At 34.1% G+C, this 25,865-nt stretch carries 24 protein-coding genes and 1 pseudogene; 2 read left to right on the top strand and 23 right to left on the bottom strand.

All coding sequences use genetic code 11. The annotated features are described in order from the left end of the window. Nucleotides 1-47 precede the first annotated feature (47 nt). From ACXVYO_RS10750 to ACXVYO_RS10735, 4 genes are all read right to left on the bottom strand, one after another. The gene (locus ACXVYO_RS10750; RefSeq protein WP_458466971.1) at nucleotides 48-2,669 is read right to left on the bottom strand and encodes a DUF2309 domain-containing protein; all 2,622 of its coding nucleotides are present in this window, start codon (nucleotides 2,667-2,669) and stop codon (nucleotides 48-50) included. Then, on the bottom strand, nucleotides 2,669-4,201 hold the full coding sequence (locus tag ACXVYO_RS10745) for an NADH dehydrogenase subunit 5 (RefSeq protein ID WP_458466970.1): 1,533 nt from the start codon (nucleotides 4,199-4,201) through the stop codon (nucleotides 2,669-2,671). Before ACXVYO_RS10745 ends, ACXVYO_RS10750 begins: the two co-directional genes overlap by 1 nt. Before the next feature lie 597 nt (nucleotides 4,202-4,798). Beyond that, nucleotides 4,799-5,161, bottom strand: coding sequence for a Na-translocating system protein MpsC family protein (locus ACXVYO_RS10740; RefSeq protein ID WP_098202385.1), 363 nt, complete (start codon nucleotides 5,159-5,161; stop codon nucleotides 4,799-4,801). Nucleotides 5,162-5,314: 153 nt separating this feature from the next. Continuing rightward, entirely contained in the window at nucleotides 5,315-6,769 is a 1,455-nt protein-coding gene (locus tag ACXVYO_RS10735; RefSeq protein ID WP_458466969.1) for a DHA2 family efflux MFS transporter permease subunit, read from the bottom strand. A 173-nt stretch (nucleotides 6,770-6,942) separates the two neighbouring features. On the opposite strand from ACXVYO_RS10735, the gene ACXVYO_RS10730 reads away from it, so the two are divergent. Continuing rightward, entirely contained in the window at nucleotides 6,943-7,491 is a 549-nt protein-coding gene (locus ACXVYO_RS10730; protein ID WP_044584625.1) for a TetR/AcrR family transcriptional regulator, read from the top strand. A 155-nt stretch (nucleotides 7,492-7,646) separates the two neighbouring features. On the opposite strand, the pseudogene ACXVYO_RS10725 reads toward ACXVYO_RS10730, so the two are convergent. The 7 genes and pseudogenes from ACXVYO_RS10725 to ACXVYO_RS10695 all read right to left on the bottom strand — a co-directional run. Beyond that, nucleotides 7,647-7,890: pseudogene (locus ACXVYO_RS10725) on the bottom strand (GNAT family N-acetyltransferase); the annotation flags it as partial. A gap of 15 nt (nucleotides 7,891-7,905) precedes the next feature. Beyond that, complete coding sequence (locus ACXVYO_RS10720) at nucleotides 7,906-9,099, bottom strand: YhgE/Pip domain-containing protein (protein WP_458466968.1); 1,194 nt, start codon at nucleotides 9,097-9,099, stop codon at nucleotides 7,906-7,908. A gap of 62 nt (nucleotides 9,100-9,161) precedes the next feature. Next, nucleotides 9,162-9,746: a TetR/AcrR family transcriptional regulator gene (locus ACXVYO_RS10715; protein WP_458466967.1), complete on the bottom strand. Its 585-nt coding sequence runs from the start codon at nucleotides 9,744-9,746 to the stop codon at nucleotides 9,162-9,164. Between the two features lie 203 nt (nucleotides 9,747-9,949). Further along, complete coding sequence (locus ACXVYO_RS10710) at nucleotides 9,950-10,792, bottom strand: polysaccharide deacetylase family protein (protein ID WP_458466966.1); 843 nt, start codon at nucleotides 10,790-10,792, stop codon at nucleotides 9,950-9,952. Between the two features lie 266 nt (nucleotides 10,793-11,058). Next, nucleotides 11,059-11,742 carry an N-acetylmuramoyl-L-alanine amidase family protein gene (locus tag ACXVYO_RS10705; RefSeq protein WP_458466965.1) on the bottom strand — a complete coding sequence of 228 codons (684 nt, stop codon included), beginning with the start codon at nucleotides 11,740-11,742 and terminating at the stop codon, nucleotides 11,059-11,061. A 124-nt stretch (nucleotides 11,743-11,866) separates the two neighbouring features. Beyond that, the gene (locus ACXVYO_RS10700; RefSeq protein WP_458466964.1) at nucleotides 11,867-13,651 is read right to left on the bottom strand and encodes a sensor histidine kinase; all 1,785 of its coding nucleotides are present in this window, start codon (nucleotides 13,649-13,651) and stop codon (nucleotides 11,867-11,869) included. 2 nt (nucleotides 13,652-13,653) lie between these two features. Next, entirely contained in the window at nucleotides 13,654-13,986 is a 333-nt protein-coding gene (locus ACXVYO_RS10695; protein WP_458466963.1) for a DNA-binding response regulator, read from the bottom strand. Nucleotides 13,987-14,388: 402 nt separating this feature from the next. Here ACXVYO_RS10695 and satA point away from each other — a divergent pair, with 402 nt between their 5' ends. Then, nucleotides 14,389-14,946, top strand: a complete 558-nt coding sequence (satA, locus tag ACXVYO_RS10690) for a streptothricin N-acetyltransferase SatA (RefSeq protein WP_458466962.1) — start codon at nucleotides 14,389-14,391, stop codon at nucleotides 14,944-14,946. Nucleotides 14,947-15,043: 97 nt separating this feature from the next. On the opposite strand, the gene menA is transcribed toward satA, so the two are convergent. The 12 genes from menA to ACXVYO_RS10630 form a co-directional block, all read right to left on the bottom strand. Continuing rightward, entirely contained in the window at nucleotides 15,044-15,955 is a 912-nt protein-coding gene (gene menA / locus ACXVYO_RS10685) for a 1,4-dihydroxy-2-naphthoate polyprenyltransferase (RefSeq protein ID WP_458466961.1), read from the bottom strand. Between the two features lie 367 nt (nucleotides 15,956-16,322). Then, nucleotides 16,323-16,598: a hypothetical protein gene (locus ACXVYO_RS10680; RefSeq protein WP_042514860.1), complete on the bottom strand. Its 276-nt coding sequence runs from the start codon at nucleotides 16,596-16,598 to the stop codon at nucleotides 16,323-16,325. Nucleotides 16,599-16,837: 239 nt separating this feature from the next. Then, nucleotides 16,838-17,722 carry an alpha/beta fold hydrolase gene (locus ACXVYO_RS10675; protein WP_458466960.1) on the bottom strand — a complete coding sequence of 295 codons (885 nt, stop codon included), beginning with the start codon at nucleotides 17,720-17,722 and terminating at the stop codon, nucleotides 16,838-16,840. Between the two features lie 167 nt (nucleotides 17,723-17,889). Further along, on the bottom strand, nucleotides 17,890-18,885 hold the full coding sequence (locus ACXVYO_RS10670; RefSeq protein ID WP_458466959.1) for a CgeB family protein: 996 nt from the start codon (nucleotides 18,883-18,885) through the stop codon (nucleotides 17,890-17,892). A gap of 286 nt (nucleotides 18,886-19,171) precedes the next feature. Beyond that, nucleotides 19,172-19,771, bottom strand: a complete 600-nt coding sequence (locus ACXVYO_RS10665; RefSeq protein WP_458466958.1) for a DJ-1/PfpI family protein — start codon at nucleotides 19,769-19,771, stop codon at nucleotides 19,172-19,174. Nucleotides 19,772-19,977: 206 nt separating this feature from the next. Further along, a complete protein-coding gene (locus ACXVYO_RS10660) occupies nucleotides 19,978-20,961 on the bottom strand; it encodes a phosphotransferase (protein WP_458466957.1) in 984 nt (327 codons plus the stop codon). Nucleotides 20,962-21,255: 294 nt separating this feature from the next. Further along, on the bottom strand, nucleotides 21,256-21,912 hold the full coding sequence (locus tag ACXVYO_RS10655) for a uridine kinase family protein (protein WP_098603276.1): 657 nt from the start codon (nucleotides 21,910-21,912) through the stop codon (nucleotides 21,256-21,258). Nucleotides 21,913-22,214: 302 nt separating this feature from the next. Continuing rightward, on the bottom strand, nucleotides 22,215-22,619 hold the full coding sequence (gene arsC, locus ACXVYO_RS10650; RefSeq protein ID WP_061656580.1) for an arsenate reductase (thioredoxin): 405 nt from the start codon (nucleotides 22,617-22,619) through the stop codon (nucleotides 22,215-22,217). A gap of 25 nt (nucleotides 22,620-22,644) precedes the next feature. After that, on the bottom strand, nucleotides 22,645-23,685 hold the full coding sequence (arsB, locus tag ACXVYO_RS10645; protein ID WP_458466956.1) for an ACR3 family arsenite efflux transporter: 1,041 nt from the start codon (nucleotides 23,683-23,685) through the stop codon (nucleotides 22,645-22,647). A gap of 18 nt (nucleotides 23,686-23,703) precedes the next feature. Continuing rightward, nucleotides 23,704-24,141, bottom strand: coding sequence for an ArsI/CadI family heavy metal resistance metalloenzyme (locus ACXVYO_RS10640; protein ID WP_458466955.1), 438 nt, complete (start codon nucleotides 24,139-24,141; stop codon nucleotides 23,704-23,706). A gap of 61 nt (nucleotides 24,142-24,202) precedes the next feature. Beyond that, nucleotides 24,203-24,508 (bottom strand): arsenical resistance operon transcriptional regulator ArsR, encoded by a 306-nt coding sequence (gene arsR / locus ACXVYO_RS10635; RefSeq protein ID WP_025708626.1) that lies wholly within the window; start codon nucleotides 24,506-24,508, stop codon nucleotides 24,203-24,205. Between the two features lie 532 nt (nucleotides 24,509-25,040). After that, nucleotides 25,041-25,550: a DinB family protein gene (locus ACXVYO_RS10630; RefSeq protein WP_458466954.1), complete on the bottom strand. Its 510-nt coding sequence runs from the start codon at nucleotides 25,548-25,550 to the stop codon at nucleotides 25,041-25,043. Nucleotides 25,551-25,865: the final 315 nt, after the last annotated feature.

Raw genomic sequence — 25,865 nt, 5'->3', positions numbered from 1 at the left:
TTTTAAACTAGTAACGATAGTTGATTATTCATTACATGACATGATTGTTACCAGTTTTTCCAATGTCCTTCTGGATCAACACTTGCAAGTCTAACCCATCCATTTTGAACTTTTTCTCGAAATGTGAAATCATTATTTAGCAAACGCTCTATATATTCAATAGGTGCTTGAATGACAATTAATAAACGAAGTGGTGAATGATACGTCTCACTATCTGACTGCATAACGGATTGCCAAGGTAAACCTGGCAACAAGTCACTTGCATTTCCTTGCATAACACCGAGACCTGCCGTTACGGTTTGGGTTGTTTTGTTTCCACTACCATAATAATGAGGTGCTACAGTTGAAGCGTAATATTGTAAATTTATCCACTGAGCTACCGTTCCAGGTCCTGCAATGATGCTACCTAATATATCTCCAATTTCATCCTGTTTCCAATCATAATTATGAAGGAAAGCCCTTCCTTCTAAGTCACAACCCTGAGTTAATTCACGCTGTCCGATAATAAAAGATGCATTACGGGCTAATCCCCATTCTGGACGTATTTCACTCCAATCTTCTGCAAAGCGATGCGCCTCTTTACTCGGATTTTTTATTTTCGTTTTAAAATTAGGTAATTGTGTTAAGCGCTCTCTATTTGCATGTTGGCTGACATTTGGCATAACCGACTCAATACTATCAAATGCTTCTTGTGCAGTTTTCGAAAGTTCTGGGACGTAAATCCATTCCAATTCATCCACTGTTGTTTTATGTTCAGCTGCTGCAAAAATGGTGTCCTCAGGAATGTTAATACCTTCAGCAGACAAAGCCTCTCTTACTTCTGGAAGGTTACATAAAGTAGCGAAAATTTTTGCATTGAATCCTCCCGCCGCTCCGCCACAAGCACCACACTCAAGCGCTGCAGCATAAGGATTGTTCGTACTTTGACTACTATGTCCGCACATTACCACTAAAGGCGCGAATTTTTCTGTCAATCCCACCATTTTTAAAGCTTGGCGCACATAGTTCACTTTTTCTTCTTTCGTAAAACCGATAGGTATCTCACATTTTGTATCATGAACATGATTCAGCGAGAATGTTGTATCGGGTTTTTGTAACATCGTTTTACGAAGATTACGAAGGAAACTACCTACTCTTCTTGGCACAAAACTCCTTGTCACCATTTGTAAACCAAGTACAGGGCCACTTACCTCAGGTAGTAACATACTTGTCATTACATTTTGTTTCATCGTTTTAAACGTATAACTTACTGAGCTGTCTATCTTCTTACGTTGTTGATAAGATTTATATTCATTTTCATCCGCGAGCTCTTTTATTTGATGTTTCGGTTTTAATATAACTGGCAAAGAAGGGTGGTTGTCTTTACTACCTAGTTCACTAGTCGCAATTGGTAACCCAAAGAAACCAGCTATTCCAAACGTTTCGAACGGACCTAATTTTTCTACGTGGCGACGAAACGGTTCTGAACGTACATCAATACAGAATGCTAATTGAGCTAATACACGCTTTTTATCATTAGTTGCACGTTGTTTAGAAGCAATCTTCTCCCTTAATTGCTCTGCATGCGTTTGTTCCCAAGCTTCCAGCCAAAGTTTCCTACGAATATTTTCATCAAAACGATATGCAAATGCTAATAATTCACTTTGTTCAGCTGCAGACATTTGTGACCATTCCAGGATTGAAATATTCCCCCAATAGATCCAAGAAGCTATAAGTGGGATAATCGCAACTTTTTTCTCACCCTTTTGATTTTTTATAGGTAAATACGGTTTTACAATGGCCAGCTCCATAGAAATTCGAACTGCTAAATATTCTATGAGAAGTTCCTGCTCCTGAGTCGACTGTTGGGAACGCCATAGTATCATTCCTGCCCACCCAGGCAAAGCAAGCAAGTGTCCTTCAAGGTAAGCTTGCATATTAGATTCAGAAATTCCTAGTTCAGATAACGCTCTCTTTAAAGCTACTTTGGCATCCTGTGGCCAATCTTTTAAAACTTTACGCTCATTTTTACTGAGCGCTGGATCAAATGTAATAAGGTGATGCCATGCACGATACAAACCTTTCTCTCGATTTGGCATCGTCCAACTTGACCCAGAGTCATCAAGATATAATTTACACCATTTAATGATATGATAATTAAGAATATCTGATAGGTTTTCACCCTTTTGACTCTCTATAAGTGAACTTACAGGTTGCATAGAAGAGTCTTTCATACTTCCTGTATTTATATAACTCATTTCTTCTGCCAGTTTATTTAATTGTGGCGATGATAATAGACTAGAAGGTAATTCCTCTAATTTTAAAGCTGCTTGGCAAAACTGCTCCGCTTTCTTTCGCTTGATATGAAAAGATTGTGAATCAAGCCAACGAGACAAGCCACTTTGTAAAAATGATTCCTCAATTTCACCTTTCGCCTTTGCCAAATGAATCATAGAAGCACTAGGATATATATCCACATTACGAATTTCTTTTAACCAATCGGCAACTTGTTCAAATGATTGTTTTTCAAGTCCCATCCAAGGGTGATGAGCTGCAAATGTAGCGATCGGCCAAAGTGGTGCAACAACTCGGCTAGCAGATTCAACTAAATTATTCATATTCTTTTCTTGTACTTCAATATTTGTCTCTTTCTTTTTTAAAGTTTCTTTCGTTACTGACGATATGCTCATCACTGATTACCTCCCTTTGATACATAATGTTTCAGATAGCTTGGATGACTTTCTACTGACTTTTGTCTCGCCTCACCTACTCGAACGAACCAAAGATACATTACAGCAAATATAGTAGAGGATTGATTACGAGTAACGAGAGTACTAATAGCACTACCAAATAATAAGAGACATATAACAAAAATAACGGCTGAAGCTGAAGGTTGAACATTTTGATACATGTCAGTATGCAACCATTTATAAAGAGAATTATGAACGGTAAAGTAAATGAGAGAAAATCCAGCTAAAATAAATACGCCAACAATTCGTCCCATTCTTCCCTCTCCAAAAACAACAAGCTGTTTCCATGAAAAGTATAATGACCACCCTAAGATAAACGCACTAACTAATTCATACCCTTCTCCAGAAGTCGTAAACCAAAAAGCAATCGCTATAAATAATCCGAAAACACGTCCAACCATAATCCATAAATTAGATATCCCTTCATTAAACGGCTTCACTGCCCCAAAACGTTGCACGGAAGAACCAGCTTGTAAAAACAATGTCGCTTTAAACAAACCATGTAAAATTAAATGAATAACAGCCGCTAAATAGGCTCCTAATGCGCATTGAATAAGCATAAACCCCATTTGTGCAATAGTTGATCCCACTAGCTGACGTTTATAATCAACTTGAACTAGGCTAATTCCTGTTCCGATTAAGACAGAAATACTAGAGAAAATTAGTAAAATGATTTGTGCAATATCATCATGAAAAAGAGGTGAAAATCTAGTTAACATGATACCGCCAGCATTTACTAACCCTGCATGCATAATAGCAGAAACAGGAGTTGGAGCAACAGCTGACTCAATTAACCACCTTTGGAAAGGCCATTGTGCTGCTGGAATCATCACAGCTACTATAATCAATAAGTTAATTCCTATTTTCTCCAACGTTCCAAATTGAGCTACATTTTCATTCGTTAAAACTGATGTTAACTGCCACTGTCCAGTAATTTGAAAAAGCCAAATGATAGATACTAGCAAAGCGATCCAACTTATTGTAAATAAATAACTAGAAATTTTTGTTGCTTCACTAACTACTTTCCACCCTTTATTTAGCCCTATGAGTAGAACCAATCCTATAAGAGTTGCTCCCCAACAAATAATCATGAAACGAAGATCATTACTTAACCATGCGATTGAAGATACACCTGTAGTACATGTAAAAAGTGCAAAATATTTTCGATATAAGCGATCCCCCAGTAAGTAACGTATAGAAAAACGTTGAATGATTAAACCAATTGTAAGAACAAAGAAAGCCATGAACCAAGCTAAAGTATCCAAATGCCAAGGTCCTACAACTCTATCTCCATTGTGCTTAACAAGTGCGAGTAAAGAAACCAATGAAGGCAAAGCAGCGATACCAATATGGATATGAACAAAACGTAAAGGCACCCTTGCATGTAAAAACAAGAATCCACTTAGCCAAGAAGCACTAAGCGCCATAAAAAATAATGTTAACAGTGTTGATGAACTCAGCGAAATTAACATGTACAATACTCCCTTCCAAACGAAAATAACCTATAAAAATTCCTTTTAAGTAAGATATTTTTTTAATTTCAAATTTCATTCACTCTTTTTAGTACATCGTTTTTTCCCATAAAAAAAACCGACAACTTCCATAATTCAATGATTTTATATCATCATTGAATTATGGAGATTGTCGGTTTCCCTTCAACTAACTTCAATAAAGTTTTTTGAAGAGCTCCCATTTTATAGAGGATAATAATGTATGTATTACTCCTATTAAAAAGAAAAGTATATTTCTGATCTCCTAAATTATACAATCAATATATCAATTTATGTTATGTGCTATCTTTTCATTAAGAAACTTTTTCATTTAGTCAATATTACATATTAAAAAAATGCTAAAGCCTTAATTATAGCAAACTGTTAAAATGAGCATCTATCAATTTTTTAAAACAATTATAAGATAAACCATATTAAACAGTTTGTCAATTTCTTTATCAGTTTTCAAAGATTTATTATACCTAAATAACTTCAAACTTTTAATTATTAGTATGTTAATAAAGTGCAAAACTTGTAGGTTTCTTAACCCTTCCCCTAACCTTAAGGTGTTTTTTATTTTTAAAACTTTCCCTCAAGATTATGAAGCAATTTAAAAATCATTACTCGTTCGCCTGTACGGGAGCTTATATCCGTATGAAAGCTTTTCACTTTCTCTCCAGTTAATTCTAGTATAATCTCTTTTAGATCTTCTATTCCAGATTCAACTAACTCTGAACGATTTTTCTTTATCGTTAGCATACCGTCTTTTGTTTCGCAAACAGTATATTCAGCTGGTGTTAAAATACCTTGTAAATTTACGATAATCATATCCCGTAATATATCTGTCTTAACGGATATAGACCCGCGTCCTAGATAGTCCTTTTCCCAGTGAGTAATTGCTTTGCTTATCTCTGATTCAATAGAGCCTTTTGAGCTTTTCATCTATGTATCCTCCTTCAATAAAATAAATTTACAATAACAATATAATAATCTGGATTAATTTTATTTTCAATTCCTAAGTAGAAATTATAGTAATTGCAAAAAAGAACTCTTATAAATTTAAGAGTCCTTTTTATATTGTTTCGATAAACTATTCTAATTACTTGCTTTTCTTTCAAGTTTTTGAGTCGCCACTTTTTTAGGCATGAAACACGCAAAAATTAATGCTACGAAAGACAAGAATAACATAAATAGATACGCATCACTTGAGCCGAAAACAGAAGATAATTTCGCTAGTTGAATAGCTGTAATGTTTCCATTTTCCAAAGATAACTCGGAAGCATGTGAAGTTGCTTGAGCCGTATATACAGTAATAACAACTGCTGTTCCGATAGCACCTGCTAATTGACGAATCGTATTATTTACCGCTGAACCATGTGAACCTAATTCTCTAGGTAAAGCATTTAATCCTGCTGTATTTAAAGGCATCGAAATGAAACTTAATCCAACCCGTAAAATAATAGTACGCACCATTAAATACATATACGTTGTGGATTCAGTTAAATCAATTGCATCCCACATCGAAATAATGATTAATACTAATCCTGTAATGAAGAGTGGTTTTGCCCCGTATTTATCATACATTTTACCTGTAATAGGTGATAAGAATGCATTAATGACAGCCCCAGGTAATAGAAGTAAACCTGATTCAAATGCGGTAAAGCCTCTTCCATTTTGTAAGTATATCGGTAAAAGAATTAAATCAGCATACATAATCATCGTGATGAGTACGTTAATCACTGATGTAAGAGTAAAAATTTTATACTTAAATACGGATAAATTTAATAGTGGATTCTTAGATTTTATTTGACGTAAGCAAAATAGTGCTGTAACAATTATCCCAGTAATAATTGTTGTAATAACAATCGGATGATCCCATCCCTTGCTTCCCGCACTACTGAATCCAAATAAAATACAACCAAAACCAATCGTTGATAAAATGACACTTACAATATCCAAACTTGCTTTTGTCGTATCTGTAACGTTCATTAAATATTTCAGCGCAAGAATAATGACGATTAATACAAATGGAGCTAATCCAATAAATAACCATCTCCATGATACATATTCAATAATAAAACCAGATAATGTTGGAGCGATAGCTGGCGCAAAAATTATAGCAAAGCCAATGGTTCCCATAATACTCCCACGCTTTTCACTAGGGTATAAATATAAAATAACTGTCATCATGAGCGGCATAATAATTCCTGCCCCAATTGCTTGAATCATTCTTCCTGTTAATAGCATGCTAAAATTTATAGCACCGGCACATAGTAATGTTCCGATGAATAAAAAGAACATTGAGCTAGTAAATAATTGCCTCGTTGTAAAACGTTTCATTAAAAATGCTGTAATTGGCACTAACACACCGTTTACGAGCATAAAACCTGTTGATAGCCATTGTACAGTGGCAGCCGTAACATCAAATACCTCCATTAAATTACTCATCGCTACATTCAGTAACGTCTGGTTTAATGTTGATAAAAAACAGCCAGCAATTAGTACAATTAATAAAACCTTTTTATTTTTTTCTGTTATTCCCTTCTCCATTTCTAAACTCCCTTTTTCTATAGTTGCATTATCGACACAGTGTCGATAAAATTCATAGTAACAAAGATACATATTCCTGACCATAAACAATTTTGTTGAAAATGTTCATTAATCGACATTAGAAATATGCTGTGTCGAGAAAGTCAAAGAAAAATCTATAAAGGAGTTTAAAAATGTCTACATCAAAAAAAGAGGATCCTCGTACACTTCGTTCAAGAGAAATGTTTAAAAATGCCGTCTATTCCCTTTTACAAGAGGAATCCACTATTTCAAATTTAACAGTCCAGAAAATAGCAAACAAAGCTGGGTTAAATCGGACAACATTTTACTTACACTATCAGGATATTCAGGATTTACTCATGCAACTCACTGATGAAATTTTAAACGAACTTTCTAATAAAATTACCGCTTTAATACACGTAAGCAATTTATCAGAAAAACAACAGCTCACACAATTGCTTGATTATTTATATATTCATCGAAATTATTTATCTGTTTTATTTAATATGAATCATTTTGAGGAACAATTATTTCTATTAATAAAGAAATTAGTAGAAACGCGCAGAAATAATAGTGAGACAGAGCTACCTGAAGATTATGTTGCCATTGAGATTAAAACCGCTTCATTGGTAGGAATCATTATGTGGTGGATAAAAAATGGACTTCATTTTAGTTCAGATTATATTACAAACCAAATTTATTTCATGTACAGAGGACAATGAGTGCTGGTCATTTACTAATTGAATGCGGTTAGAGCATGTAATTCCTATTTCGCTACGGGGAAAATCGCGAATTTCGTACGCTAAGAGAATTTGACTATAAAAAAAGTGCCCCTCGATTGTTAGACTGTGTTTAGCAATCCGGGTGCACTTCAAAGTTATATAAGTGTTTTAGTCATTATAAAGTCTATTTGTTCCTCATAACCCCCTATAAAAAGAGTGGGCTCCAACTTGGACAAACCCCATTTTCATTCTTTTCTCAAGTGCCTAGCCAAATTTTCTTTTTATTATGTTCAATCGCAATTTCAATCGCTCTATTTAATAGATGTCTATCAAGCACATTTTTTTGAAACGTGCTTTTTATATAGAGATCCTCTCGATTTCTAGTGCATCATCATCTAATGTACCATAAACTTTTTATCTGTTGGCAGTTTGTTTGATCAATTCACTTTTACTATCTCTTTGCAGCATAATTCTCCCCACTGCTATAAAAATGGTAATAATTGAAGTGCAAAGAAGAATATTCATATCGTGTGATAGATTTCCCCCTCCAAAAATTATTGTTTGATACCCGTCAGCTACATAAGTTCCAGGGAAAAGAGAACCTACAGTTTGATAAAAACTTGATAGTAACGCTTTTGGAACAATTACCCCAAAAGTAACTAATTGTACTGACAGTGATATGATATTAAACATCATACCAGCAGGACCGAATAGAACGATGAACATTTGTGTTACGCTTAAGAAAGAGAAAAAGACAAGAGTTTGGAATATCCATGTTTCAAACAAGCTTGTATTCAATTTGATATTAAATAAGATCATTAATAATAACGTGATAATAGCTAAAATAACAGATACAACAATATTAATAACTTGTCTTGATAAAAATATAGACCATTTTCCGTGAGTGTTTTTTAATATTGTTGCAACAATATTAAGATTTAAACTCATAAGCATAGCTCCAACCCATGAAGCAAGAACAATTAAAAATGGAATCATGGTTGCTGCAAAGCCGTCTGTATTGTTTGTTTTTTTGACAGATGATTGCACAGAATCAACGTTTAACGAATGTAACACTTTCTTAATGCTTTCTGATACATTTTGAGCTACCTCTTCTGATGGTATCACTGTACTTAGTTCTTTAGATAAGTTGGAAGAAATAAGTTTTTGTTTATACGTATATACATTTTTATTAATTGTTTGCGTAATATCTTTTGTCGCGCCTTCCATAATCTGCTTTGTCAAAGATGAATTCGCTTGATTGATGAAATAATTAATCTCTGCAGTATTATCTTCTTTCAATAGACTTGAGAAATTTGCAGGAATTTGAATAACCATATCTAAATTACGGTTATCCATATCTTCTTTGGCATGCGTTACAGAGCCATAGCTTTTAACTTTAAAGGGCAGATTTTCCTTCAAGTTTTTTTCAATATCGGCTCCTATTTGATTATCTTCATTAACTAACCCAACTTTTAATTGGTTTACCCGATCAGTAACACCATCGTATGCAGTCATCCACACACAAAAGAAAATTAACAGAAAGGCAAATGCTGTTGCAATTCCAATGAATGTTGGGGGGAATTTAAAGAAATTTTTTAAAGTTTTCATTGTCGTACTCCTTGTTGGTTTATTATAGCAAGTACTTACTTGCATCGGGTGTAAAAAAAGAACTAGGGAGTTAACCCCCTAGAAAATAGTTGGACACTATGTTTTAGAAAAGTCTCTTTTGAATTTGAAAATAAATTGTCACCGAAGCGTGAGTTAGAAAGAAAGTAACCGAAATTCATCCAAATAAAGTTCATCGCCTGGGCTTCCATATCAGTTTCAATAAGCTTCCCCTTTTCTCTCATCTCAATGAAATATACAACCAAATTATCTTTTAATTGTTTAGGAATTAATGCAATTTTTTCTTTGAGCTCTGGGAACATTTCAGCTTCCTGAAAACTAATCAAAATTAAATCCTTTAATTTTTCTATATATGCAAGATATCCTTCTGCAATAGACAGCAGGTCATTTTCAAGATTCCAAGTCATCTCTCCAGGCATTAATTTATTCAATTCCATATCACGTGATAAGGATTCAACAGCTTTTTCCATAATATTCTTTTTACTTCCGAAATTCCGAAAGATGGTTACTTCGTTTACGCCCGCTAGTTCCGAAATTGCGCGGGTCGTCGTTCCTTTATAGCCATGAGTGCGGAATAGTTCTAAAAAAGCCTCAATAATACGTTCTGATGTATTTGTCATTTCATTCACGTTTCATCCAACTTTCACATAATCTTTATCCAACATCCAAACTCGAATGCAAGTTGTCACTTGCACAAGTAGAATAAACCCTTTTAATAAAAAAGTCAACTTTATAAAAAAAGAGCCGATTTCTTTATCATATAGGAAATCGACTTGTTGATTAATTATTGATTTAGTAATAAAAACACCTTTTTAAGATAACTATGTTCATACTATAAACGTTGATCTTTCTGGAAATTTAAACGAAAATGATCTTCATCATTATATACCCCAAATTCATATCCTTGCTCTTTATAAAATTTAATAATTTCAGGAAGTGCTTGTAATGTTTGCGCCTTTTCATGCATTAAAACAACTTCTACTTCTTCTGTTGTTTGTTTCTTTACATTTTCGATAATCTGAGTTGGATTATCTTTTAATTTCCAATCATTTGAGTCTATTGTCCAATCCCAAACTTTTATTGCTGCTTCTACAATTTGATTACGAATTTCCTCGCCCTTTAATCCTGGTGCAGATCCATATGGTGGACGGACTAGTTTAGGAGATGTACCCGTAATATTATGGATAAGATCTAACGTTTCTTTCATCTCTGGTACAAATTGTCCCTTTTTGTATAGCTTATCACTATTATGTGTCATACTATGTGCACCAATATAATGTCCTTCTTTTACCGCTCTTTTTACGTTTTCCTGAAAACCTGTATTTTGTAAATTGCTACCTTGCATAAAAAATGTCGAAGCAACATTTTGCTCTTTTAGTACATCTAAAAATTTCCCAGTTAATTCGCTAGGACCGTCATCGAATGTTAAATACACAACCTTTCCTACCGGTTTTCCATCAGGTCTTTTCTGTTTTGCCGGTGTTGTTTCTTTTTTCTTTTCTTGTTGTTGCGTATTAACTTGATTACTACTTTCATTAGCTACTCCCTTCGCTGGGGTAGAGTTCCATTTCCCAATTAAAAAGAAGGTGAAAAAGATCGTTGCTAAAACAACTCCTAGAGATATTATTACCTTAGTTAATCGACTTGTTTTTTTCTTACTTTGTGATTCTTTCATTATTTTTCGATCCTTTCTCTATTAATTTTTATATTCATTATTTAAAAGGCTGAGCCTTTACTCGACTGAATCGTTAGTTTCAACCGGTGTTTACAATACATAGATTAATAGAGAATGATAAAGATAAAATGCAGATAATGTCGAAATCAGTTAAAGAATAAAGTTAATTCTTAAATTTGAAAACTGGATATACACTCAAAATAAAAAATACTACTCTTTCTAATTAAGATTTAGAAAGAATAGTATTTTTCTACTTGCCTATTTTATTACATCGTAAAATAATTAATAATGCCATCCACAATTCCTTTTTGCGATTTTGCTTGGAATTCTTCTGAATTCATTCTTTTTTCATCACTCACATTAGATGTAAATCCTAATTCAATTAAGATAGCTGGAGAAGGATTTTCTCGTAAGACAAGAAAATCACTTCCATGAACACCTCGATCTCGGCTGTCTATATTTTGATCAAAAATAGCTTCTTGTACGATCTTAGCTAATTTTTTATCTTTCCTTTTATTAGATCCATAATGAGTTGTTATTCCTTGTACATTGGTATCCTCAAAAGCATCATGGTGAATGCTAATATAAAGATCCGCCGCATGTTCTTTCGCTACTTTGACACGCGCTTGTAATTCTTCTTTTTGTTTTGTTTCGGGAAGTAAACTCGTATCTTTTTCACGTGTTAATATAACTTGTGCATCCGTTCTTTCTTCTAATTCTTTCTTTATATTTTGTGCTACTTTTAAATTTAGTTCTTTTTCAATCGTTCCAAATTTCTTTCCTTTCGTCCCTCTATCTCCTCCACCGTGCCCCGGATCAATTACAATAGTTTTTCCTTTTAATCGTAAATCCTCTTTTGATATATTTTTGTGCCCTTTAGCATGTATGAAACTAACGCCTGTACCCATTATTATTATAATAAGCAAAAGCAATATCGCTCTTTTTTTCATTTTAACAATCTCCTTATCAACTTTTCATTCTGTTTCTAATGAAAATAGTAATGAATGCTGATAAAGATAAAATGCAGATAATGTCGATTTTGTTTAAAAATAATAAAAACGTGTAGAATAAATTCTACGCGTTTTTATTTAAATAGAAGAAAAATAATACTCCATCTTCTGTATTCAAAACACCATATTCCGCGCCATGCAGCTCTAATATATTTTTTGAAATAGCAAGGCCTAATCCTGTTCCACCTTTTGAGCGTTGACGAGACGTATCTCCTCGATAAAAACGATCCCATATTTTTGCTATGTGTTCTGGCGCGATATGAGCCCCTTTATTTTCTACACATACTTTTACACGTTCATGCTCTTCTATTGTAGAAATAATAATATTCTCCTGTTCTGGCGTGTAACGAATCGCATTCGTAATAAAATTTGTTATAACTTGTTCTATGCGATGCTGGTTTGCAACAACTTCAATTTTAGAAAGTTGTTTATGAACATGTAATTGCTTAGCTGTTATATCTGCGGTTAATTGCTCACATATATAATCAATCATCTCATCAATATGGAAGACATCCATTTCCATTTTATACGTACCAGATTCGAATTTTGCTAACTCGAGCATATCAATAATGAGCATATCCATTTTATCTACTTCTTTTGACATTGCTTTAAAGTAATACTCCTTTTTATTACTAGCAACGCCATCCTCCAAAATTGAAATACAGCTCTTCATAATACTTAAAGGTGTTTTTAATTCATGTGAAACACCCGCGATAAATTCTTTACGTGTATTTTCTAATTGCTTTTCTTTCTCTATATCTTGCTGCAATTGATGAATATACGAATGCAAAGCTTTAGAAAGTGTATTAATATTTTGTGATAAATCACCTATTTCATCCTTTGTCGTAATAGGTATCGTCTCTGAGAAATCTAAACCTGCAATTTTTTTTGTAGTATCATTTATTTGTAATAATGGCTTGGCGATTTTTTTTGAGTAATAGAACGATATCAAAACAATTAAAATCAGTACAAAGATAATTAAATATACATAATAATCCTTAATCATTTGCACCGCTTCATCAACTGGTTGCAATGATGTCATAGCAAATATATAGTTTGTCTTACCCTCTGCGTCTTTTGTTGGCTTGATTAATAGCTTATATTTAATATCATTTTCTTCGTAATCCATTATTTCTGTAGAAGTAACATCATTAAATTTTTGATCCAATAATAAATCAACCTGAAATTGTTTTATTCTATCTATAAGCACACGATTTCCATATATAAAGTTCGTTCCTACAGTCCCCTCCGGTAATTGTACGTTTTGAATGATTCCTGCTAAATATAATTGTGAACTTTCTTTTGAAGATACAGCTTTTGGCCCATACAATCTTTCTGACAGTTGCTTGTTCTCCAGCCCAACATTTTTCTCTTTTATCGTTAACATCGCAGGGACTGCTATATCCCCCTTCTGTACTCCGTCGATAATAATATTGCTCCCTTGTTCTAGACTATATTTCATCCTTTGTATATCTTCTAAATTGATAAAACTATACAACGGTATGTGAATGGAACGTTCAGAAAATCTCTTATTTTTGTTAGGATCTAATTGAATTTCTATAGAAAAATCATTTGCATATTTTATATTACCTGCATGATCTAACGTTGTAATCCATGTCGCATTTTCTTGATAGAAATTTTGTTCCAATTCTTGAATTGCTTTCGCATCATCTCCAGCTTTTACATATGCTTTTTCAAAGGATTGAATATTTGTTTTAATATCATTCACTTTTCGATTTGCATAGTATTGCTTAAAAAATATAGTTTGTCCGATAAAAATAGTTACTAAAATAAGTGTGCATAATGCTGTTGTTAATATAAATAACTTTAATACAATTCCTTTTTTCATACTTATCCCTCAAATTTATAACCAGCTCGTACAACAGTTACAATACAAGCTGCTTTTTGTCCTAATTTATGACGCAAATTACGAATATGACTATTAACAGTGCGATCATCCCCAGCGAATTCATAACCCCATATTTTATTGATTAGTTGTTCTCTCAAAATTACAATTCCTTGATTTCGCATGAGATACGTTACTATTTCAAATTTTGTATGCGTCAAACTGATGTCTCTCCCATCCATCGCCTCTAAGACGGTATACCCTTCGTTTAATAAGTAATCTTTCATAATTTCACGTAAAATATCTTCATCTTCTACAATTAATATTGTTCTTTGCATCCTTTATCTTCTCCACGATTTATTTTATCCCGCTTTAATGGGCAGTAAGACCCCACCTCAAAATGCAGCGAAAGCAAAGAATTTAGCTGGGGGTCGGGCTGCCCATTAAAGTCCGATTGGTTCATCTAATAATCAGTGGGGATGAAGAAAACCCCCACTTATTAAAGTTTCACTTTATTGTTAGGAAGAAATAGTTCATTTTATATGTTAACCAATTAGAAATCTTTCACTATTTCCGGCACTACTACATACAACATAGTTATATCAAGATAATAGCATACCGGTATAAAGATAAAATGCAGAGATAGCCTTACTATTGAAATTCTATTATAATTTTGTAATTGGAATGAATTTGAATCACATAAAGAACCAGAAGAAATAATATGATTTGGAGGTATCACGATGAGCCTTTTAATTAGAGAGTTAGAAACAAATGATTTAGATAATTTCCCGGAGATTGATGACAGTTTTATAGTGAATGCTCGGTTAATTCTTTCTCTTTCAAAAGTAAATAGACGCATAGAATATACAGTAGAAGACGTTCCGAGTTATGAAAAAAGTTATTTACAAAATCAAAATAATAATGAAGAACTGGCGTACAATGAATATATAAATAAGCCGAATCAAGTAATTTACATAGCATTGTTACATAACCAAATCATTGGATTCATAGTATTGAAAAAGAATTGGAATCACTATGCTTACATAGAAGATATAGCGGTGGATAAAAAATATCGTACAATCGGAGTTGGTAAAAGATTAGTTGATCAAGCAAAGCAGTGGGCAAAAGAAAACAATATGCCCGGTATTATGCTTGAAACGCAAAATAATAATGTCGCAGCATGTAAATTTTATGAAAAATGCGGATTTGTAATTGGTGGATTTGATTTTCTTGTTTATAAAGGTTTGGATATAACAAGTGATGAAGTTGCAATTTATTGGTATTTTCATTTCAAATAAGAATAGTTTATAACGTAAAAAAACTCAAAATAAACCCCCAATTTCTCTATATTAAAATCGAGAAATTGGGGTTTAGTCACGTAACAATAGTTTTTATTTAAAACAGATAACTAATTAATAATCCTGCTGATAATAAGAAACCAAAAATCGTATTTGTCATCGCTGTTGATTTCATTGCGATGCGCATATACCCGGGATCCTTTGCTCCTTTTTGGAAACTTTGAATGGCAGAGATTGGCTTTCTCAAACCTAGGAACATAACTAATGCCCAAGGGCTTATATAACCCATCAATACAATTACGGCGATCCATAAATAAGCAATGAAAAAGGCTACAGCTAGTGTTACTATTGCTTTTTCTCTCCCAAGGAGAATTACTAACGTCTTTCTTCCACCTTTAATATCTTCTTCGATATCTCGGATGTTATTCGACATGTTGATTGCACCGACTAAAATTCCAATTGGAATGGAAATTAATACACTTTCAATCGTTATCGTATTCGTTTGAATAAAGAAAGCGATGAGTACAAAACATGTCCCCATTAACAATCCAGAAACTAATTCTCCAAACGGAGTGTACGCAATTGGTAATGGACCACCTGTATATAAGTAGCCAACCGCCATCCCAATTAAACCAATGATGACTAACCACCAGCTGCTATTCATACAAATATAAACTCCAATAATTGCTGCTACTACATACAATAAAAGCGCAACTGTTAACACATTTTTTGGTTTCAATCCGTGACGGACAATTCCACCACCAATCCCAACAGAATCAGCGGTATCTAATCCACGTTTGAAATCATAGTACTCGTTAAATAAATTCGTTGCTATTTGCAATGCTAAACATGCAACCATCATCGCAATAAATAAAAGCCAATGAATGTCTGTAACATAAAGTGATGCTACTGTTCCTAAAATTACAGGAGAAAACGTCGCCGTTAATGTATGCGGGCGCGTCATCTTCCATATTAATTTAGCGGAACTAATTTCTTTTTCATTCCCCATAACTCTGTTCAATCTCCCTACATTTTAAATATAAAGTACTAGCAGTATCTTTCTATCTATTTTCTGCCACGCATCTATTATAGCAAAAAAAGAATTGGTGATAGAACTTTCATGCTCTTGCTTACACCATAAATTCGCATCAAAATATATTTTTTCTAATATGGGGGTCCCCCTAATGCCCCAGAAAAAAAGAAGAGTTTGAATCCTTTAACGTACAGGGCGTTCCATATATCATTGTAAAAGATCATGAAAATAACATTCAAAAATTAATTCTTGGATTCAGCACTCAATCATTAGAAGAGGCTATTTTATAATAATCATCCCAAAAAAAGAAACGAACATATATGTTCGTTTCTTTTTTTGGTGCTTAATGCTCAAGAAAACTTATAACCGCATAAGTATATAGAACGACTAGAGCAAAGGCACATATTCCCATAATTATAATCGCTAGTGCGCTTTTCTCTTGTCTAAACCCTATAATTCCAAGAATAAATGCACTCAACATTGTTACCTTAAGTATTGTAGAAAGGTTGGGAATTGAATATCTACTCAACCAGGTAGAGAAACTTACAATTACAGAAAAAGAGAACAAAGTTAGAACAATAGATAATATATTAATGTGCTTCCCATACTTCAGTTGCATTTCGCTAGCCTCTTTTCATTAGTGAATAATAGGTAGGTGAATATATTTTTATTTTATTCTAAATTTTCTTGAAAATCCACAACAAAAAGAAGAGGTTGTCCCAAAAAGTCGCTGAATAGTTACTTTTTGGCAACCTCTTTTCTTTATTTTTTACTTTCCTCTAGTTTAGAGATACTTGTTTCTTTTTCAGGTAACGTATCAAGAAAATCCGTTGCTCAAATTCGAACAACGGACCTCCTTTATATGAACCAATGTAAAACATCCTCGGCAATCTCTTCCGGTCTATCCCAATGCATTAGGTGCCCTGTATCTGCATATAGCTTAGTCGTAATATCAATATGCTTCTTAAATTCCGCAATTTGTAATTCTCTTATTTTCAAATAATTATCTGGAAGATCGCAATACAACAATAAAATATCGTTTTTAATTTTATGCGATTTCAACGTTCTATACACCGTATATTGAAACTTAATTACACTTCTAGCGGTATCGCCAGTAGCATGCCATTTCACTTTGCTATTTTCTTCTCGCATTAAATCGTAAACCGCACGTTCTATTAATGGTGACCACCTGCTGTAAACCATTTTTTCTGATTGGATGAATGCTTCTTTACTGCCAAAAATATATTCATCAAAATCTTTTTCGTAATGGGTGATTTCTTCTTCTAATGACCGAGGTGGGCACTCTCCTTCTTTCGCACCTTTATATAGATTCGCAAAATAATCCGCGTTCATTTTACCATGATGATAACCACCATCTAACAATACCATTTTATTCACTTTTTCTGGGCATCCTGCTGCATAATGAAGCGCAACGCTTGCTCCCCATGAATGTGCTACTATATGAAATGTTTCTTTTCCTAGCTGCTCAAGTAATGCTACTACCCATTTTGTTAAATGAGATGCACCGTAATCTTCATCCTTCCCGAAACTTGGTGTTTTCCCATGTCCAGGTAGATCAAACGATACAATATGAAATTTATCTTTTAAAAGTTCCGCTATTTCTATAAAACTTAATTTTGTACTTCCTAGACCATGAAAACAAATGATTTGAGGATTACTTTTATCTCCCCATTCACAAACACTTGCTTCATATTCACCAAATTCTACAAAAAAGTGATTCATTTTTAATCTCCTCTAATTGTTAGATATAAATTAGTTTGAATGTAAAATTATTTTTTCATAATAAATAACTTCAACAAAATTATCCAAATCCCTTTTTCGTAAATGGTCTTTATAGACTACGAAAGTTAGAAAGTACTAAGCGCTTATCATTTAAGTTAATGGTTAGACTACATCTTCACGCCTATGAAATTAATATAGTGTAATAATTGTACTATACGTTTATCGTATGTGTGATTTCTCAAAGTTCGTTCCAGTCCATTTTTTGCTATTTGTTTTCTTTCTTGTACATGTTCCAAATAATACTCTGCTTTTTGTATAAACTCCCGTGCACTATTAAAAGTTTCTATTTCAACACCTGGTATGTAATGTTTCGCTACATCTGGTCGTATATCAGTTAATTGAAAAGAGCCTACAGCATTAATTTCAAACGTCCTATTATTTACTGAATATGCTTGGATATTTGCAGCATTACAATTCAATTCCTGATCATTTGGTGAACGGTGTAAATTTATATTGATTTTAGTCGATACGTAATATTGCAATGCATCCTCATACTTCGCAAGTGGCAAGACTTGTATTTTATCCTTTAATCGTTCATAATTCTTTAACTTCTCCCAACCGAACCCCACAATTTTTATGTTTTTTTCTACTAAATACTCTGAAATAGAATCAACAAAGGTAAGTCTATTTTCAAATGCTGTGCCTATAAAACTAAGATCATACTTATATGTATCTTCTTTCTGAGAAGGTTTAAACACATCTTGATTTGCTGCTAACGGAAGATGAAACACATTCTTACATCCTAACCCTCTATAAAACTTGATACAATTTAAATCTTGCGTAAATATGTAATCATAATACGGCACAAGATGTTGTGTTACATCCGTATAATACGGATCATCTGTCAGCCAAAGTCCAGTAGTAAAACCCGCACTCTTTAGTACTGGCATGACACTAATAATTCCCTCGTTTAAACCACCGAGTACCAAAATAAAATCTGGTTTCATTTTTAATGCGGTTTCTATTGCTCGTTCTGGGTTTACCATAATTGTATTACTGTTTACCTTTTGTAAACTATTCAAAATTGCTTCTTCGATCATTGGGTAATAAAAAGGAATGCCTGATTGAATAAATAAGATTTTCTTAGGCGTATTGTCTTTCATGTCATCTCCCCTATTTCTACATAATCAAAGTGCACGAAAATTAGCAGTCTTTATTCATTTTTATGACATCTTACTTTACATGTATAAGCAACGTTTATGTCCATTATGTTGCACTTCCCTCATTTTGGAAGCTGTCACGAAGGGAATAAAATTAGGTTATATTCAGCCTAATTATTAAACATAGAAAATGAATACATAAAAAAAGAGCCTGCTCGTATGAGTTAGCTCTTTCTCTTTTACAATATCTAATACACTCTACAGCAAAAAAACTATGATTACAGTCAAATCACTTCCAAACAACACCTCGCCGCTCGTATTCCATTCTATTTTCAACAGCAGCTGCAATTTTGGGACTTGCAAATCTTTCCGTGATCCAAAGTCCTAAATCAAGTCCTGAAGTAACTCCTCTTGCGGTAATAACATTCCCTTGCTCCACAATTCTGTAAGGAAGAAGTTCTGCTCCATATTCACTCATTTCACTCTGCGCCAAATGATGCATTGTCGCCTTTTTACCATTCAATATACCGGATGTAGCTAGTAACATACCTCCAGTACAAACTCCCGCAACAATCGTACCTTCGTTGTGCATCTCTCTAATGATTTTAGTTAAAGTACCAAGTTCTGCTTCCTTTCGTGCCCCGTGCTCAGCTTTATGATTCCAGCCACCACCAGGTACAATTAACAAATCTGGGCGATTATCCATTCGTAAAAAATCATGTAATTTCACCGTAACTCCAAATGAAGTAGTAACCTCTTGTTTCGGCTCACTTGAAACGAATTCAACTGTAAACGGAGCTCCTTCTTCTATCGCTCTTTTCAATACTTCAAAAGGTGCAAAGGAGACAAGTTCTCCAAAACCGTCAAACAATACAATTTGTATTTTCATTTTTTGAACACCTCACATGATTTCTTTTTTGAATCCCAAATTAGAAGAATAAAGTGAAACTTTAATCAGTGGGGGTTTTGTTCATCCCCCACTGATTATTAGTTGAACCAATCGGGATTTTACGGGCAGTTGACCTTCCACCTAACTTCTTTGCTTCCGCTGAATTTTGAGGGGGGGTCTTACTGCCCGTTAATGCGGGATAAATGTTATCTACAAATTAACAATGACAACAGTCTTTCTCCCCTTATTTTATAAACTCTCAAATGTTCTACTAATTCCCTTTCATCACCTAATAGACTCATTGTCTTTTTAACGAAGTTCCAATTTAGACTACCGGATAACCATAGCAACGAAGAAAGTCTTTTACAATCATTTAAAGTTAAAATATTATTAGCTCCATACCCTTTTAAAAATGCACTAGCAACTTTCGAACATACTACATGCGACTCTATTCCTTCTGTCCGGGAATACCATTTTATTAAAAAGGCTAATCCTTCAATTCTATCTACATATCCAATCGATTCAAAATCTACAATTCCTTTTACACATTGATCGGAGTTCCATATGACATTTAAAGGATTTAAATCTGTTTGCACAATAAACTCCAAACCATTCGTATGTGCGCATTCAAAATGATACTTAGCTAGATTCATATACCTCTGCAATTCCTTACATGTACCACCTTTATTTTCTAACAACTTTATAAACTCACCATATCCATCTAAATGAGATTTCTTTTGAAAAATCGAGCTTTGAAACGTACTAGAAAGATCATGTATCTTTCTTGCTTCCTTTCCAAAGACTCCTGCCATCGTTTCTGTACAATGAGTAACATGTTCCCCTTCAATCCAAGTAGACAATACAAACCGGTACTGTTCCTCATTCCAAGTGAGTAATGTAAAGCAATCCCCCGCCATATTCTCCTTAATCTGCATAAACGGAATTCCATGCTCTCGTAAATAATACGTAAACCGTACTTGCTCTTTCAATTGTTCATTTGATAAAGTCCCAAAAGCTGGATTGATTGTTCGCTTGCTATTAATAAACCGTGCGGAATACCGCTTTCCATTCACTATAATTTTGTAGTGTAAATCTGTATTCCAACTGTTCTTATGTAGTTCTTCTTCAACTAGTAGTGAATGAATTTCTTTAAAGTAGTTTATTAATATGTCTTTTATTATGTGTTTCATCCTATTCTCCTTACATACAAAAATTCATTTTTGTATTTCCGAATAAAACCTTTTAAAGTGCGGATTTTTAAGATGCATCTCCTACTGTGAGCAATAATACAGTTATGTAATTTTGCCGCCAAAATTACAGTAGCCTTCTGTCTATGTAGATGAAAGAAGGCTACTAAATCTTTTTAAAAATCTAGTTATTTCATAGTGAATGTATTATTGATTAAATAATACATTTGTTTAATACAAGTACTAAATAAGAAAAATTAACCGTCATAATGCAATTAACAAATTGAGGATTTTCATTTAAACTTTATAAAACTCAAATATATTTTTTTCTAAACATATTGTTTCATCCGAAGTTTTGATAATTATATCAAAACGCTGACTATACGAATGCATAAATACTTCATATTGAATCCGGCGTTCTTCATGAGACTGCCTTAAATAATTTATATCGGCTCCCCTTTCAGCTATATCCCGGCTTGATCTTCTCATTAGTTCCGTTTCGCCATCTGTATAAAAATAAATTTTCAAATCAAATAAATCAGGATTAATAAAAGCAGCGCTCATTCCTTCCACAATCGTTACTTTATTTTCCGAAGAAATCAACTTACTTTTCATATAATGCGTATCTATCGTATAAAAATCTAGCCCAGCTCTAACCATATGAATATCTCTTTCTAAAGCTGCCAAATGGTGCGCCGCCGGATGACAAGCTGTCATTTTATAACGATGATTTTCATTTTGATATGTATAGTGAATCACTGCATGCTTGCGGATATCTGAACTAACAATGTAAGGATCTGTATTAATATAATTTACTTCATTTTGATTTAGTAGCTTTACGAGTCTATTAGTAAACGTCGTTTTTCCAGCTGCACCATGTCCTGAAATACCGATAACAATTTGTTCATCTCTCATCTTTAACCAATTTATAATTTCTTGTAACAACTTATCCATCATTCTCCCCCTTGCGCTAATATACTACCCTTTATTTTAATATCCAAAAATCGTTTTATCTAATTATAGATAAAAAAGATAGTGTGATTATTCATCATACCATCTCTAATTCTAAACAACTTTATTATTTTTTAAATGACTTTATTATTTGTGAACACCTACATGATTAAATACATTTCTAACTTTAGAAATCCAATAGAAGATCCTCTATTTTCCAGTAATTTATGCGAACCAATGCAGTCATGACTAATAAAGGAAAGAGCCAATCTCCTATACGATAGAAGATTGGCTCTTTCCTTTATTTACTCCCCTGTTTCAGAAAATCTCTTTATACGTTCTCCAATTTCATCACGAATACGTTGAAATTCAGACCATTCTTTTCCTGCTGGGTCATCGAATCCCCAGTGAACACGATTCACATGTTTTGGTGTAGACGGACAAACAGAATCCGCATGACTACAAAGGGTAACAACTAGGTCAGCGTTATTTAAAATATTTGCATCAATTATATCTGATGTTTGATTTGTTATGTCGATATTTACTTCTTCCATCGCTTTAATAGCATTTGGATTTACTCCGTGTGCTTCAATACCTGCAGAATATACATTCCACTTATCACCTACATATTGTTTGCCCCATGCTTCTGCCATTTGGCTTCGGCATGAATTTCCTGTGCATAAGAAATAAATTGTCTTTTTGTTTTCCATGTTGTTTTCCGCCTTTGTTTTTAAATTATACTGGCTGATCACTAAAATATTTTCGCTTAAACCAAAAAGCGACGTTTACAAGTGCAATCATTACAGGTACTTCTACTAACGGCCCGATAACAGCTGCAAATGCTGCGCCTGAATGAATACCAAACACACCAACTGCTACAGCAATTGCTAACTCAAAGTTATTACTACCTGCTGTAAATGCTAACGTTGTAGTTACCGAATAGTTTGCACCAATTTTTCTTCCCATAAAGAAAGAAACAAAAAACATCACAATAAAATAGATTAATAATGGAATCGCTATTCTTACTACATCTAGTGGCACGCTAACAATCATTTCCCCTTTTAATGAGAACATAACGATGATTGTAAATAGTAGTGCAAGTAATGTAAGTGGACTAATCTTCGGTATAAATACTTTTTCATACCATTGTCTTCCTTTTAACTTAACGAATACAAAGCGTGTCAACATACCTGCTATAAAAGGAATTCCCAAATAGATAAATACGGATTTTGCTACTTCTATCATTGTAATATCGACAATAGCCCCTTCAATTCCTAACCATTCTGGAATGACTGTTACAAACACGTATGCATAAACCGAGAAAAAGAGCATTTGGAATACGGAGTTAAAAGCCACTAAACCTGCTGCATACTCTTTATCCCCATCAGCAAGATCGTTCCAAACGATTACCATTGCAATACAGCGTGCTAAACCAATCATAATGAGTCCGACCATGTATTCTGGCTTATCAGGAAGAAAAATAATTGCTAAAACAAACATAAGTACAGGTCCGATAATCCAGTTTTGTACTAAAGATAAAACCAATACTTTTACATCTTTAAATACACGGCCCATTTCCTCGTAGCGAACTTTCGCTAATGGTGGATACATCATGACAATTAAACCAACAGCTAGCGGGATAGACGTTGTTCCAACTTGTAATGTATTTAGTCCGTCTACTACACTAGGAAATACAAACCCTAAACCAATCCCAACAGCCATAGCTAGAAAAATCCATAGTGTTAAATATCGATCTAGAAAAGATAAACGTTTCATTTTATTTTCCATCTCCTATTAACAACAAGAATTTTGTTCTACTACGTTAGAAGTCGTGCAACAAGATGCCTCTTCTATTTTATGAACATCACTATGTGCTTTCGTATAAAAGAATTCCCACTCGTTCCCATCAGGATCTGTTACCCAAAACTTATCTTGAACCGCATAGCAACAAGTCGTATCTATCTCATCACGAGCAAAGAAACCTTCTTTTTCTAATCTTTCTTTATGTAACGTAATTTCTTCAGCAGTATCCACTTGGAAACCGAAATGATTTACCTGATTTCCCTTCACTTCATCTCTTACGTTCAGCGTGAAGTTAAGTCCTGGCGTCTCTAATAAAAACTTTGCATACTCTACTTTCACCTTAACTGGTGACACACCAAATACCTTTTCGTAGAATTCGATAGACTTCTCTAAATCCGTAACATTTATACCAACGTGAACATATCTCATAGCTTATTCCTCCTCTTTATAATGTTATTAATCAATTTTTTTTGATTAATAGTGCAAAATTTTAACAACAACTACCTTTGCCTGTTTTTCTAAAGATACAGCACAATTCTTCTGATAATAAATTATTTACTTCCGCATCATTTAAATCATAATAACTCCACGTACCTTTTGTTTCTTTTACAATTAAACCTGCATCTAATAAGATCTTTAAATGATAGGACAACTTAGATTGCGTCATGTCAAAAACCTCTGTTAAATCACATACACAAGTCTGGCCTCGCTGACAAAGTTCATACATAATCTCTAAACGCTTCTGATCCGCTAATGCTTTGAATTTTTTCTCATAGAGCTGAAAATCTTGCGCCACTGTAGTTCACTCTCCCTTCATCAACTTTTTTTGATATTTATAGTATATACGCTGATTAATTTATTATGCAACTAGTTAATCAAATTTTTTTGATTTATAAAAACTTCCTCACATCATATCTTTGCTACAACTAAAAAGACCATAGCCTTTTCAAAAATAAAAAACTATGGTTATTTTTACAACTTAATAGTTACAATATTTCCGAGGAATGGAGTCTCTATAACTGTTTTAAATTTTAATTTGACCATTATAGAGTAGTGCCCCATCAACATCAAGCTAAGAAAAACAAATACCCCCAAATGAAAAAAATCGATATAACTCTTCGGCAAATAAAGATAACTCTTGTTTTTCGTACATATTCATAAAAAGCACGTCACCCTTTCTCATTAACATAAGAGAATAGTAATGTGCTTTTAATTTCAAAAATAGTCTAAATCCTTAAGTTGATGGTTGTGGAGCGGGACCCCAATAAGAACGGTATCTAAGGTTGTATGAGAGGTGTTAGTTCCATTCCAAAGGCCTCAGCCGACGATTAACTCAAGTACCGATTTCGGATGACCCCCATGTGATGAAGTTCGTGTCCTGCGATGCCATATGCGAGGGCGCGCACCGTAATGCCTAGGTCGTTGGCTATGCCCTTGCGGGTCCACGCCTCCGCCGGTAGCCCGCGCAGCAATGTGATCGTTGATTGCCGTACGGCCCGGTAGTCTTCGGCCAATTGCTCGGTTGTCCAGCTTTCGAAAGGAGGCAGGAACAATTCCTGATCGAAACCGATCAAAGGCGTCTGGTCCCCTCTTGCAAACCGGAGCAGGCGGTAGGTCATGACGCGTTCCGCGTCGGCAATGTGGCCCACGACTTCTTTCAGCGTCCATTTTCCTTCCGCATACCGATATGCGGCCTGGCTTTCGGTCAACGATGCCAGGAGCTCGGTCATTTGCTTTTCCTGGGCGAGCAAAATGTCGATGATGTTACCGTCCGGCACCAAACGGATATATTCGCCGGAGTTCCCGGCATATTCTTCTTCTGACGGTCTTTGATTCATGCGTAGTCACCTCTTTATGTACATATAGAAAATTATAGCACTCGTCTATGTCTAATAAATTCGCGAAATGATAGAACTTCCCTTCTAATAATTGAGGATAAGCAACTATTTAGTTTGTCGGTCGCCACACTATCCTGATTCGTTAGCACAATAAGCAATGCTAATCAATAATGCATAAAGTGAAACTTTAATCAGTGGGGGTTTTCTTCATCCCCCACTGATTATTAGCCCTCACCAATCGGACTTTTATGGGCAGTTGATCCCCCACCTAACTTCTTTGCTTTCGCTGCATTTTGAGGTGGGGGTCTTACTGCC

It is taken from the genome of Bacillus sp. BC08, assembly GCF_054326875.1.
The sequence above is the reverse complement of the archived record's forward strand: the minus strand, read 5'-3'. Positions and strand labels throughout refer to the sequence as shown.